The sequence below is a fragment of the Roseimaritima sediminicola genome (genome assembly GCF_009618275.1).
GTDB lineage: Bacteria > Planctomycetota > Planctomycetia > Pirellulales > Pirellulaceae > Roseimaritima > Roseimaritima sediminicola.
The window spans coordinates 16,014-29,778 of record NZ_WIAD01000002.1 but is presented as its reverse complement, the minus strand read 5'-3'; the positions used below and the strand labels follow the sequence as shown (position 1 = coordinate 29,778).

At 63.9% G+C, this 13,765-nt stretch carries 9 protein-coding genes; 3 read left to right on the top strand and 6 right to left on the bottom strand.

Going from position 1 to position 13,765, the window contains the following annotated elements:
- Window positions 1–159 precede the first annotated feature (159 nt).
- The 3 genes from GE027_RS01795 to GE027_RS01785 form a co-directional block, all read right to left on the bottom strand.
- Window positions 160–2,766, bottom strand: coding sequence for a VWA domain-containing protein (locus tag GE027_RS01795; protein ID WP_153555462.1), 2,607 nt, complete (start codon window positions 2,764–2,766; stop codon window positions 160–162).
- Window positions 2,767–2,845: 79 nt separating this feature from the next.
- Window positions 2,846–3,361 carry an RNA polymerase sigma factor gene (locus tag GE027_RS01790; protein WP_237607178.1) on the bottom strand — a complete coding sequence of 172 codons (516 nt, stop codon included), beginning with the start codon at window positions 3,359–3,361 and terminating at the stop codon, window positions 2,846–2,848.
- Between the two features lie 128 nt (window positions 3,362–3,489).
- Window positions 3,490–4,779: an alkaline phosphatase family protein gene (locus GE027_RS01785; protein ID WP_153555460.1), complete on the bottom strand. Its 1,290-nt coding sequence runs from the start codon at window positions 4,777–4,779 to the stop codon at window positions 3,490–3,492.
- Window positions 4,780–5,064: 285 nt separating this feature from the next.
- Between GE027_RS01785 and GE027_RS01780 the strand changes: the two genes are divergently transcribed.
- The gene (locus GE027_RS01780) at window positions 5,065–6,072 is read left to right on the top strand and encodes a DUF1559 domain-containing protein (protein WP_153555459.1); all 1,008 of its coding nucleotides are present in this window, start codon (window positions 5,065–5,067) and stop codon (window positions 6,070–6,072) included.
- A gap of 153 nt (window positions 6,073–6,225) precedes the next feature.
- On the opposite strand, the gene GE027_RS01775 is transcribed toward GE027_RS01780, so the two are convergent.
- The gene (locus GE027_RS01775; RefSeq protein ID WP_153555458.1) at window positions 6,226–7,167 is read right to left on the bottom strand and encodes a nucleoside hydrolase; all 942 of its coding nucleotides are present in this window, start codon (window positions 7,165–7,167) and stop codon (window positions 6,226–6,228) included.
- A gap of 159 nt (window positions 7,168–7,326) precedes the next feature.
- Between GE027_RS01775 and trpD the strand changes: the two genes are divergently transcribed.
- Window positions 7,327–8,343 (top strand): anthranilate phosphoribosyltransferase, encoded by a 1,017-nt coding sequence (trpD, locus tag GE027_RS01770; protein WP_153555457.1) that lies wholly within the window; start codon window positions 7,327–7,329, stop codon window positions 8,341–8,343.
- Between the two features lie 102 nt (window positions 8,344–8,445).
- On the opposite strand, the gene GE027_RS01765 is transcribed toward trpD, so the two are convergent.
- Window positions 8,446–10,089, bottom strand: a complete 1,644-nt coding sequence (locus GE027_RS01765) for a hypothetical protein (protein WP_153555456.1) — start codon at window positions 10,087–10,089, stop codon at window positions 8,446–8,448.
- Between the two features lie 235 nt (window positions 10,090–10,324).
- Window positions 10,325–12,736, bottom strand: a complete 2,412-nt coding sequence (locus tag GE027_RS01760; RefSeq protein ID WP_237607177.1) for a multiheme c-type cytochrome — start codon at window positions 12,734–12,736, stop codon at window positions 10,325–10,327.
- 406 nt (window positions 12,737–13,142) lie between these two features.
- Here GE027_RS01760 and GE027_RS01755 point away from each other — a divergent pair, with 406 nt between their 5' ends.
- Complete coding sequence (locus tag GE027_RS01755; RefSeq protein ID WP_153555455.1) at window positions 13,143–13,640, top strand: hypothetical protein; 498 nt, start codon at window positions 13,143–13,145, stop codon at window positions 13,638–13,640.
- The last annotated feature ends 125 nt before the right edge of the window (window positions 13,641–13,765 follow it).

Genomic DNA, 13,765 nt, shown 5'->3' with positions numbered 1-13,765 from the left:
GCTTCTTTTGGCACATGGCTCAGTTAGAGTCAGAAATGTTTTTTTCACACCTCACACCTCACCCCTCACCCCTCGCCCCTCGCCCCTCGCCCCTCGCCCCTCGCTACTCGCTACTCGCTACTCGCTACTCGCTACTCGCTACTCGCTACTCGCTACTCGCTACTCACCGTTTTCGCCGCGGAGCTTGGCGGCGGTTTCCACCAGCTCGACGAATTCGGCTCGCAGCCCGTGGGGATCTTCGCCGCTGGCCGAGCGAGCGGTTTCGGCGACCGCGGCGAGCGTCCACTGGCCCTTGTAGGGCGAGTTGCGGAGCTGCATGCCGAAGCCGGCCACGGCGCTGGCGAACTGCATGTCGTCGCTGGCCGCCGCGAAGGGCTTGCCCGCGTCTTCCACCGGAAACTGGAGCAGCTTGCTGACCTCGCCGTCGGGTTGCTTGTAACGCAGTTTGACGGTCAGCATTTCGCCGCTTTCGGCCTGCTCGGTCGTGCTGGCCGGTGTCTGGTATCGCAGCGGATCGACCGTGGGTGCGATCGGTTCGGCTTGTTCGCCGGCCGGAACGATTTCATACAGCGCCGTGACGGTGTGGCCGGCGCCGATCTCGCCGGCGTCCTTGGTGTCGTCGTTGAAATCCTCTTTGGCCAGGATCCGGTTTTCGTACCCGATCAAACGATACGCGGCCACTTCCGCCGGATTGAACTCGACCTGGATCTTCACGTCCTTGGCGATCGTCATCAGCGTTCCGTTGGTCTGTTCGACGAACACCTTGTGGGCCTCGGCGGCGCTGTCGATGAACGCGTAGTTCCCGTTGCCCTTGTTGCTGATCTGTTCCAGCATCGAATCGTTGTGGTTGTCCATCCCAAAACCCATCACGGAGACGAAGATCCCGCCTTTGGATTCCTGTTCCACCAAGCGGACCAGTTCATCGGTGCCGGTCGTGCCGATGTTGAAGTCGCCATCGGTGCACAGCAGGACGCGATTGACGCCGCCTTCGATGAAGTGGTCGCGGGCGACTTGGTAAGCCAGACGGATGCCGTCGCCACCGTTGGTGCTGCCGCCGGCCGACAACCGCTCGAGCGCCCCAAAGATGGTCGCATGTTGGTCGGCCGGAGTGGAGTCTAGGACCAAGCCGGTTGCCGAAGCGTACACGACGATTGCAACGCGGTCGTCTTCGCTCAACTGCTCCAGCAACATCTGCATGCCCTGTTTGACCAGCGGCAACTTATTGGGCTGGTTCATCGATCCGGAGACGTCCAACAGAAAGACGAGGTTGCTGGCCGGCCGATCTTCGTTGGCGACTTCGCGGCCTTTGATGCCGACCCGGACCAAGCGATTCTGCGGCGTCCAGGGACAAGCCGCGATCTCGACGTCGGCGTTGAAGGGAGCGGCCCCGTCGGTCGCGGCTTCGGCCGTCTCGCCGGTGGGTGCATCATCGTCCACGTCCGGCTTGGCTTCCGGTCCGCGGTAGTCGTAGTGGAAGTAGTTGACCAGTTCCTCGATCCGAACCGCGTCGGGACGTGGCAACCGATTTCCCCGCAGGTAGTTGCGAACTTTGCTGTAGGAAGCCGTATCGACGTCGATCGAGAAGGTGCTGAGCGGGTGTTCGCGGACGCGGCGGAACGGATTGTCGGTGATGGCGTCGTAGCGATTGCCGGCCTGTCCCGGACCGGTGCCTTCGCCCAGCAGCCGCTCGGCGACCACGGAGGCCGGGTTGGGAATCGTGGCAAGCGAGCTGTCTCGCTGTACCTCCATGCCATAGCCCATCTGTAGTTCGTCCGTCGCCATGCCCATGCCATCCCCCGGGCGCCCCATGCCTCCCATACCTCCCATGCCCATGCCCATGCCCATGCCCATGCTATAACCCATGTCCATGTCACCCATTCCAAAGCCTTCAGCCATCTCCTCTTCTTCGGCGACAGCTTTGCTCAGGTGCGTGTCGAGGGTTTGGTCCTGGGCTTGTCCCGATTGCGGCCTTCCAAAACGCGGTTCGATTCCGGACAGGCGTCGCAGCTGTTCCGGTTCGGCCGGCCCGCTCCCGTACGCACCCTCTAAAGCATTGCTGCTCTCCATGGCGCCCTGGGGTGTGTTTGCGGGCGAAGCCAGAGCACCGCGAGACTGGACGGGTTTTCCCTTCTGCTTGTTATCTGCGAGGGCTTTCAGCCGGCCCTGGTCCAAACGAACCGTCTTACCCGCCCCGCCCTGATCGTCTGCCGCACCCGAGCCCGAGATGGGCTGGGCGGCGACGACGGACAGAGAATCGAGCGCGTCCGCGTCCGGCGACGAGGTTTCATCAGACGCCGCGATCGCCGGCCCCAGGGTGTCGGGAGTCGGTTGGGCGTCGGGGGTCTGCTGGGCGTCGGGGGTCTGCTGGGCAAGCGTCGCGGCTTGACGCTGGGCGGCCAGCAACAGGATCACCACGACGGCCACCAAGGGAACGACCAACAGGGCCAGCTGGGGCCACGCCAAACCGGACCCGGGGGCGTCGGCGACGGAGTCCCGCGGCGGCAGCGGTGTGCTGGGCCCAGCGTGACGCGGCGCAAACGCCGCGGCTTCGAGGATTTTCTCGCGCTGGTCTGCTGGCAGAGCACGTCGCGACTCGTCGGCGTACAGCGTCTGCAGTTGGCCGGTCAGCTGTTCGGCTTCGCGGACCGCGGCGGCGAGCTCTGGGTCGCTGGCCAGTTCCTGTTCGAACAGCCGACGTTGTTGGGCGTCCATTTCGCCCAGGACATAGTCCGTGATGCGGGGGTCGTCATCGTGGGAAGCGTTCATGGGATCCTCGGCGGAGGAGAGTGGTTTGGCGGTTTGGCGTTCTACGGATTCCGAAAGCAGCGAGCCGGCTTGCCGAGCGTTAGGTCGCAGCCATCCGCTGGCGCAGGGTGCGGATCGCTTGATGCAGCTGGACGCCGACGTTGTTGACGGTCGTGCCGGTCACCTCGGCGATCTCGCGGTAGGTCAGCCCGGCTTGCAGACGCAGCCGCAACACCTCCTGTTGTCGCGAAGGCAGCCGGCTGAGCTGGGCCGCCAGCCGCTGCTGTTCATCGCTCCATTGGGCGTGTTCGGCCGGACCATCCTGCGTAGCGGCCGTGTCGGCCACCTGGTCCGATGAAATCTGGGTGGGAGGAGTGGTGCGTTGCATATCGATGACTCGCGTACGGCAGACAGCGAACAACCAGGGCGCAATACGGCCCTCCAATCGCGACAGGTCTTCGCGACACAATCGCAGAAAGGTCTCCTGAACCGCATCCTGAGCGCGTTCGAGATCGCCGCCGCTCAACCGCTGGGCGTAGGCCAACAGTTGCAGCTGGTACTGATCGACCAAGCGGCCCAGTTGTTCGACGCGGTCGTGAGTCGAGGCGACCGGCACGATAAAGTTCCGTCAGAGAAGCGGGTGCGGGAGACAACACCAAAGAAAACGATCCCGCCGAGGCTTTATTATCGCGATTCTCCTCGAAACGGGAAAAAACACGACAACCCCCGCTCGCCGTTTGCTGCCTACCGGCTCAGCAGCCGGTGCAGGTACTCCTTGACCTGGCACATGTCCTCCGGAGCGTCTTCGCCGACGATCACCGGGCCGTGCTGCGGTTCGGGGCGCAGGCCGTGGCTGCCGCGGACCAGCGAGGGATCCAGCGGGATGACGTCCATCCGGTACCGCATGCCCACCTTTTTTTGAAACAACCGTGCGGCCGCGCGAGCTTTACTGGTCATGAACAATTCGCACGGGTCGTAGCCCGGTTTGCGATGGATGTCGACACAGCGAGCGAAATCGGGTGCCCGGGCGTCGCTGAGCCAGTAGTAGTATGCGAACCAGGCATCCGGTTCGGCCAAGGCCACCAGTTCGCCACTGCGCTCATGACCCAGCGAGATATCGCCGGGGTCGACCACATCGGCGATCCCGTCGACCGCTTCCAGCCGCCGGCGCACGTCGGGAATCAATTCCGGCCTGCGGACGTAGACATGGGCCAGCTGGTGATCGGTGACGGCAAAGGCGTCGCTGTCCATGGGCATTAACATTTCCCCGAACGGGCCGTCGCGGACGACCAACCAACCCGCTTCGCGCAGGACACGGTTAATCAGTACGGCTCTGGAAACCGGGACCAACCCGTATTCGCTGACCACCACCACGCGGGCGCCCACCGCCTGGGCCGCGTCGATGACCTCACCGGCACAGGCGTCCACCTCGGCCACGCGGGCCGGATCGTGATCGGGAAAACGCTGGTAGTCGTAATCCAGGTGCGGCAGATACACCAGCGTCAGCTCCGGTTGCTGCTGGCGAATTACCTCGGCCGCCGCACGGGCGATCCACTGCGAACTGGGCAGGCCGGCCATCGGTCCCCAGAACGCATGAAAGGGAAACTCGCCCAGCCGCGCGACCAGGTCGCAGCCCGTCTGATCCAGGATCCCGAACTGCTTCGACCCGTCGCTGCCGTAATGCGGTTTGGGCGTCGCGCTCCAGGCCACCGGCGCCCCTTGGTTAAACCACCAAAACATCTTGGCCGTCCGGCCCGGCCCCAGTTCTTGATACACCGTCTCAGCTTGAATCAGAGCGTTGGACTGCTGCCAGAAACGGATTTCCCCCGTATCTCGAAAGTACCAGCCGTTGCCGACGATTCCGTGTTTCTCCGGCATGACGCCGGTCAACATCGTGGCCTGTGATGTGCAGGTCACCGCCGGCAGGGGGCTGCGCAGCGGCTGCGGGGTTCCCAGTTGACGGATTCGAGGAGCATGAGCCGAAAGCTGGGGCGTCAAACCGACGACGTTCAGCAACACGACTTTTCCAGACATTACAGCGGTCCGTTGGGTGAGGAGTCGAGGGGCGGGGGGAGGAAGGGATCAGCGGGATTATCGCGGCGCCGGCCGCCGCTGGCCAGCCAGCTCCCACGAACGCCTCGCCGGGCGGTGGCTCGACGATGCTGATCCGGTGAGCGAAAACCTGAGATTTGACGGAATTTCGGTGCTTGACCTGACCGCTTGAGCTACTAAAATCGCCGCATCTTTTATCGAGTTGAGAATGAGTCTCATTAAAAACTGACGGCTCGCGCCGCTTTCCCACCACCCAGGTTGTGTCCGATGGTCAAACGTTCCCCTCGCGGATTCACACTCGTCGAATTGTTGGTCGTGATCGCCATTATTGGCGTGCTGGTCGGGCTGTTGTTACCGGCCGTGCAGGCGGCTCGCGAAGCGGCTCGCCGGATGAGCTGCAGCAATAACCTGAAGCAGATCGGCTTGGCCCTACACAACTACGAATCCTCCAACAAGCGGCTGCCGGCTTCCTGGTCGCATCCGGGCAACTCCAGCGGCGACGGCTGGTCCAGCCAGGCTCGGTTGCTGCCGTTCCTCGAGCAGGTCTCGCTGGCCAGTGAGATCGATTACGGTCTGGGGTACGGCGCGGCGCAGGTCACAACCAGCTCGGGCACGCAGCGGTTGGCCAGTTTTCGTGTCCCCACGTACCTTTGTCCCTCGGAGGTCAAGGACGAGCTGCGGACCGATTCCTCGGGCAATCCTTACCACTACCCGCTGAACTACGCCTGTAACGCGGGGACGTTCTTCATTTTCAATCCCAGCAACGGTTCCAGCGGCGACGGGGCGCTGGCCCCCAACCGCTACTTGGGCTTCAACACCTGTACCGACGGATTGAGCCAAACGATGGCGTTTGCGGAAGTCAAAGCCTACACGCCCTACTTCCGTGATGCCGCTTCGGGCAACAACCTGACGCCGCCGACGAGTCCGGCCGAGATCTGCGGCTTGGCCGGCAGCTTCAAAACCAACAGCGGTCACACCGAATGGGTCGACGGACGCGCCCACCAGACCAGTTTCACGACGACCTTCGGCCCCAACACCGAGGTGCTTTGCGAACAGGGCGGAACGGTCTATGACGTCGACTGGACGAACATGCGAGAAGGGCGTTCGACCACCGAAAACACTTACGCGGCGGTCACCGCCCGCAGCTACCACTCCGGCGGCGTGAACGTGGTGTTTCTGGACGGTTCGGTGCGTTTCAAGACCGACACGATCAACTTGGCGACCTGGCGAGCCCTCTCGACGCGAGCCGGCGGCGAAGTCGTCGCCGAGAATTAGGATCGCATCCCCAGATGATCCTGGAGGCCAGCCGTAGCTGAAGTCGCCAGACTTTGGACCTTTTCGTCGCCTTGGTCCAATCTCTGGCGAGCCTTGGTCCCATCTCTGGCGAGATCGGCTACCTGCAATTCAAGCCCGGTCGCAGCCCTGGATCTACTGTTCCTGGCCTGCGTAGCGGAGGCCGCGAACGATCTGGGCTTTGGCTTCGCTGCGTTCGACGCCGATGGCGACCTCGGTATTGCTGCGATCATCGGCGCGGTCACGGCGATCGAAGACGGTCATGCCGCGGGTGATTTCACCGCGGGTCTCGACATCGCCGGGCATTTCTTTCCACTGAAACAGATTCGGTTCCAACGCGGCCAGGACCGTCATCGCATCCTGCAGCGGGATGACTTCGCGACCGAGCTTCTGATGCGAAATCCGGAAGGCGTACTGCAGCATCTGGTACAGCATACCGCCGACCGGACCGTCTTTGCTGGGCAGTTTCTCCAGCAGGTCGACGCCAAAGGTCACGGAATCGGTAACATCCAGCGGGACGACGCTCTTGGTCGTCGGGGAGTGGAACACGGCTTGGGCCGCGGGCGCGTCCATGAACATGTTCATCTCGGCCGCGGCCGTGACGTTGCCGTTGCACTGCACGGCTCCGCCGCTGATCAACAGTTTGCCGACCGCATTGGCGATCGTCGCGTCGCGCTGAAACACGCGGGCGATGTTGGTCAGAGGACCCAAGCAAAGGATGGTGATTTCGTCGGGATACAACCGCAGCAGTTCGGCGATCACCTTCTCCGAGGTGTGCATGTGCTGGCGGTCGGTGGTTTGGATCAGGAAATCGCCCAGGCCATCGGGACCGAGCAGGTAGCGGTCGTCGATAACGGGTGCGTTATCCGAGGGCGTCGCGCGGCCGATCCGCGGGAACTTGGCCGGATCCAACTGGGCGACGATGGCCTGGACATTGTTGGTCGCCTGTTGCGCGTCGACGCTGCCAGCGGTGGCTGTGATGGCCAAGACGTCCAAACGCGGATCGAACAGGGCCATCGCCAGGGCTACTGCGTCGTCGATACCCGGGTCACAGTCAATGATTACTTTGGTGCTCATCGCGGAATTATAGCCTGCTTGTTGGGGCCTTGAAATCACCGTTGTCGCGGCCCGCTGTGGGCCGCCAGATGCGTTGTTATACTGCAGCGTTTTGCAGCGCCCACCGTTCCTTTTTCCTGCGTTGCCTGTCGACGCCCTGCGCCGTACGAGTGTATCCCGATGATCGATTTTCCCACCGCCGTCGAAACTGTCCAAGCCGGTCAAGATCTGACGGCACCGCAGACCAGCCAGCTGATCGGCGAAATGCTCAGCGGACAGGCCAGCGACGAGGCCATCGGCGAATTGTTGTTAGCGCTGCGCGCCAAGGGCGAAGCCGTCTCGGAACTGGTCGGAGCGGCCCGGGCCCTCCGCGAGCACATGACGCCGATCGCCTACGAAGGCTCCGTTCTGTTGGATACCTGCGGGACCGGTGGCAGCGGATCGGGAACGTTTAATATCAGCACCGCCACGGCGATCGTAGTCGCCGCGATGGACGTTCCGGTCGCCAAGCATGGCAACCGCCGGGCGACCAGCCGGTCCGGTTCGGCCGATGTGTTGGCGGAACTGGGCGTGGCCGTGGAATCGTCGGCCGAAGCGGTTTCGCGATCGCTGGCCCAGGTCGGTTTGTGTTTCTGCTTTGCGCCCAAGCTGCATCCGGCGATGCGGCACGTCGCCCAGGTGCGGCGGTCGCTGTCGGTCCCGACGCTGTTCAACATGCTGGGACCGCTGTGCAACCCGGCCGGTGCGACGCACCAGTTGTTGGGGACCGGACAGGCCGATGCGCAGGCCAAGATCGCGGCAGCCCTAACCGAACTCGATACGACGCGTTCGTTGGTCGTGCGGGGGGCCGATGGGCAGGATGAAGTGGCCCTCGAAGGTCAGACGACCGTGTACGACGTTCGCCCGAGCGGCACCGAAGTGCTGCAGTGGACGGCGGCCAGTTTTGACCTGCCGGCCGTTTCGGTTTCTCAGTTACAAGCCAAAGACCCCCGCGACAGCGCCGAGATCATTCGGGGGATCCTGGCCGGCCGACCGGGACCCTGCCGCCAGATCGTGCTGGCCAATGCCGCCGCGGCGCTGTGGTTGGTCGGTCGCTGTGACGATTTGACCGTCGCCGCCGGCGAAGCGGCCGCAGCGATCGACAGTGGCGCAGCGGCCGATAAATTGGCCCAGTTGGCCGCCTGCGTGGGGTGCTAGGCGGACAGGCAGGGGCGGGGGTGCGCAACGGACGGCTGCCGCCTTTAACGGCTGGGAAGCCCCCCCTGATCCCGCCCGCCTATCTAAAACCCGCCCGCCTCTTTAAAACTTCCAGCGGAATTCCATCCGGCCGCCGTACAGGTCGGTGTCGTTCTCTCGCACGCCGTACAATACGTCGAACCGCAGCAGCGTGCGGTGCGACAGCGGGAACTGGTAGCGCGAAGCCAGTCCCCATTGATCGCCGCGGGCAATCCGCCCGGCGGCACTGCGGTGCGTGGCGACGTAAGCCGTTTCGATGATCCACTGGCGATCGAGCGCAGCGCCCAGTAAGTCGATGCCGATCGCTCCGCCCAGCGTATTGTTGGCCGTCGCATCCAGGGTCGGATGGCCGTTCAGACCGTCGGGTTCGAAGTTGATCCCGACGTTCCGCAGGATTCCGCCGCTGACCCCCGCTCGAGCGACACTTTGCGGCCGGTCCCAGCCCACGAATAGATTCAGGTAGGGCAGGATGCGCAGTGAGTCAGCCGTCGCCAAACTGCTTTCCACCAACAGCAGCCCACCGTCGGCCGTCCGCTGGTCGCTGGGCAGGTCCTGTCCGGCGTTGACGATCACGCGGACGCTGTTGTTGACGCGGTCGAAGTAGCGGCGCGTGTAGCTGGCCGTCATGTTGTGATAACTGCGTCCCAGACCGATCCGGTCGTGGACGTAAGCGTAGCCGGCTTCGATGTACCCGTCGTAGGCTTCGATAAAGATCGCCGTTCCCAGCGCCTGACCGGCGTGAGCATCGTTACCAAAGGCCGGACTATTCAATTGGTCGGCGATGGCGAAGCCGGTCAAGTCGAAATTCGACCAATCCAACAGCCGACTGTGGCGAGCCGGTAGCGCCATGGCCGCTCCGGTCACCGCGTCTTCCATCCAAATGCCGTTCTGAAACAGCAACGGCACCAGCCCGACACTGAAGGGCAGTTCGAAGGGCGAAGGCGTGCCGTCGATGCCACCAAGGATAGCGCCGGCGTCGCCTTCGAAGAACGCGGTTACGGGATTGAGGTTAAAGTTCGGGTCGTACTCGACGCTGCCATCGACAAATCGCACCTGACTGAACTGGGCCGCCCGGTTAAACGGTCCGATGAAGGCATGGAACCGCTCGGTCGCCGTCAGCCGCAAATCCATGTCCAGATTCAGGCGATGCGCCACGTTGTCGACCCGCCCGATGGCGTTGCGTCCGCTGGCCGCACCGACGCGGTAATCGCCATACACGTAGAACGCCGGGTGCGTCAGATGGGTTTCGCCCAGCAGCGTGCCGCCGCGAGGCATCATGCCGCCGGAGTAAAAAGGTATCCCGCACTCGTAGATCGGCCGCTGGGTCGGGACATCGCGCTTGGCATCGTAGACGTACTGCTGGGCCGCCGGATCATAGCGATCGGAACCGGCCGGCAGCGGTGTGGGCTGGAAGTCCCCGGGATGAACGGGCGGGGGTTCGGCGAAACGCGACGGTGACGAAGCCGACGAAGGCCCGCGCGGAGCTTGCGGCGCGACCTCGGGAAGCCGCCGAGGGCGAGCCGGTGTGGCCGGCGCCGCGGGTGCCGGTGGCAGGACATCGCCCGGCCGGATCAGTTCCCAAGCTCGAGCCGGCGCGGGCAAACGGTTCGCGTGGTCCGCCGGAGCCTGCGGTTCTTCCGGGGCGACCGGCGGCAAGCGACGCGGCCGAGCGGTCGACGTCCGCGTTGGTCGAACCGGAAACGGCATCGGCGTCGACAACGCCGTCCCCGCCTCCGGTCCGCGATAGCGAACGTCGCCAGACTTTGAACTCCCATCACCGACACCACTCGCCCTGGGAACGCCAAGCGTTGCCCGAGGCTCGGCCGCCACCAGCGGCCGCGACGAAGCTCCGGCAACCACCAGCGCAGCGACCACCGCGAGGGTCGTAGCCCAGGTGCGGTTCGGACGGCAAGCTCGCTTTGATCGGACCAACAACATGGACTCAGGGAACCATAAAGGTGTGGCTGCGCGGATGGATGTTCAGGATGCCCGTGTTCATGCGACGAATCATGTCGGGCGTCGCGCCCACTTCGTGCATCAGGTAAGTCGGTTCGGGACGGCTGCGCATGCGGACCGACAAGCGATACACGCCCGGTTGCTGAAGCGCCCCGGCGGGAACTCGATAGTGGGCGTCGCGATGGCCCAGCGGCGGAATGCTGTGAGCTTCCATGCGGATCAGCGGCGGGTGGTTGAGGACACTGACCGGAACCGCTCCCGGGCGAAGGAAGACCAGTTGATCCTGGTTGAAGTTCAGCGGCAGCGAGACCTCGCGATCGGTGCCGCGCAGCGTATTGATCAGGAACTTGGTCTGCAGGTTGAACAGTTGGGCGTCGCGCGGGACGCGGCCCTGGGCGACATCCACCGAACGCACGTCGGCCAAATCGCCACGGCTGTCCAAGTATCCGCTCTCCCAAACTCGCCTGCCTTCGGGATTGATCACGGCCACGTTCAACCAGACCTGCGGCTGGGCACCCAGCGATCCGGTCGGCAGGTTATGTCCATCGCTCAGATTGTGAATGCGGAAACGAAAACGCAGGTCGGCGTGGCGATCGGGAGCCGCTTCGAAGAACGGACCTTCGATTCCGATGGCCGCTTCCATCACGTCGATCGACGAAGCACGCTTGCGGTCGAGACTGGCAAAATTGGCTTCGATAATCTTGCGGGCGTCGCGGCGGTCATCCGTATTGTCCCAGGGCGGTGGGAAAGCGGCGTCGGCGGGAAGATTGCGTTCGAACTGCGGCTTGCCCCAGTCGCTGGTGTAATCGAACTGCGTCCACTGGCGCGGCGTCCAGCGATCGGCCTTCTCGTGTATCGGAAACAGTCCCGGATGCGCGATCGAATAATTCGGTCCCCAGAAGGTATGGTTGGCGTGGCGTCGCGGCTCGCCCCACGGTTTGCCGGCCAGTTCCGCAATCGGGATCTGCTCGTAACCCTCGGCTTTGCCGGGCACGGCGCCCATGTGGCAGTCCTGGCAGCTGATCCCCTGGGCGGCGGCCGGTCCGCTGCGGTACTGGGCGTGGACGACCTCCAGCCAGATGCCTGGATGCACGGCCACCTGATGACAGGACGCACAGAAGTCGCTGCGCGTGATCGGTTCGAAGTATCGGGCACTGCGATGAATGGCTTGTCCGGGGCCTTGATCGGAAGCATCCGTCTTCAGTTTTAATTTCTCCCGCTGGGCCAGAGCATCGGCCAGGCCCGCGCCGTGACCACCACCGTAGACCGGAGCGTGAATGTCGCCCGGTTCGATCCGCCGCTGGCCATTGGTGCGGCCGTAGGCTTCGTTGACGCGGTGGCAAGCGATGCAGGTGATGCCCTCGCGCACGATTTTCGGGGCGTCCAGCGCACTGGCGGAACGCGAGTAACCGACTTGCGTGGCGACCGGGCTGTGGCAGCGAGCGCAGAACGTGCCGATCGTCCCCTGCGAAAGCTCCACCATCGTCTGTTCGAAACGCTGGTACATCGGCGAGATCGCAGCATAGGCGTGGGCGCTGGTCCGCCACTCCTCAAAATGCTTGGGATGACACTGGGCGCAGGTGAGCGCCGACGGGTACCGCGTTTCTCCCAGCAGGGCTGCGTGCGGATCCTCTGCACCGGAAAGCAAATCCGAGCCGGCCGGCAACGCAGCCGCGTCTCGGCTGGCGCCGGAATGCGGATTGCCCGCCTGACCCGCTGCCGGGGCGCCGCCGAGCGAGGTCAGCGGATCGACCGCTCCGCCGGATCGTTCTTCGCCCAACAGACTGTCCCCGCCCAACAGACTGTCCTCGCCCAACAGACTGTCCTCGCCCAGCAGACTGTCCTCGCCCAGCAGACTGTCCCCGCCCAGTCGGTCGTCACCCGCCAGCAGATCGTCACCGGCCAGACGCGGGGACACGGAATTTCGCAGGTAAGCGGGCGGAGCAGCCGGAACGGATGAACTCGGCCAGCGATGCGCTGCGGCTTCGCCGATTCCACCCGCTTTCGCTCTGGGAGCGAAGGGTGCGAGTTGACCGAGATGCTGATGCACGTAGGGCGGTGGTGTCACTGCCGGTTCGGGCCGCGCCGGCTGGCTGGAGACGCGTTCTGGTTGCGAACCATGCGAACGTGCGGTGCGGCGGGTCGTCTCGGGTGGGTGCAAATGACTGGTGGGTTGCCAGGTCTGGGTACAGCCCGGCGGCAGTTGACCGCGAATCGCTTCGGGCACCATCGCGGCGGGATCCTGGTGCGGGCCGCCGGCCGGATCGCTATCGATTCCACGGAAGCGATCCCCCGATCCGGATTGGGCATCGCTTTTGCCGGCAAGCGACAGGGCGAGCGCACCGGCGAGAAACGTCCGGGCAACAAGCGACCGATGGCTGCGAACGCGAAGGATCATTCGGATGCGCGATCTGAGCGTAGGAAGTGAAGACACGTGCACCTCACCCGCCGGAGGAGCGACGCAGGCGACCGCGGGGGGACTGCCCCAGCGGCCGGAAAGCGGGCGAGGGGCCCAAGAATCAGATCGACCGGAGTGGGCCGCAAAATCGCTTCATCGCGACCTGCCGGTCAGAGCCTGCGTAATCGTCACAGCTTGACAGGTACAAGCCAGTGAAAAGATTTGCCGCTGTGGACCAGCCCTGCGAACAAACCCTACGGCCGGTGCGACCGGTACCGCCGACGACCGGACGTGCAGCGGCAGGAAGTTTTTCACCGGCTGCTCGCCCGAGTTCGACGTACTTTTTAGATGGGCAATTCGTTTGCCAGCCGCTACGGCGAGAAGTGTCCCCCGAGGATCCAGTGTGATGAGCGACAGCAGTAGTTCGAAACAAGCCGGTTTTTTTCGCTGTCCGGTGCAACCCGAAGTGGCTGCGGCCACGATCTGCATCGGACGAAAACGCGTCAAAGCCATGCTGCACGAGCAATCGATCGACGGCTTCACCTTGATGATCGAACCCAAGGAAGCACTGAAGTTAAAGGTTGGCACGCCCTGGATCCTGCTGACCGACAGCGAACGGACGCGGGTCCGCAGCGAATGGATGTTCCAAGCGGACAACGGCATGGTGCAATTGGCCGTACGGCGGCTGGAAGATCTGCGCACCGCCGAAGACAGCGATCGGCATCGTTGGTCGCTGTTCACCCGGCGAACCCGCGGTTCCGGACAGGCTCGTAACAACGAACTGGCTTTTGCCGGGATCGTCCTGTTGCTGTTCATCGTGCTCAGCATGCCCGGGCTGGGCGATCGTTTGGGCACCGCTCCGCGTATCCAGGCCGCGGTGGAAGGCCTGTTGCAGGGTTTTTGAGCCGGTCGGCAGAACGCAGCCTTTTGGGGGTTCGCGACGGTTGTCGTCGATGCCGCCGCGGGCACCGCGCTAACCGGTGCACTGTGCTAACCGGTGCACTGTGCTAAGCACCTCGCAACATTTCA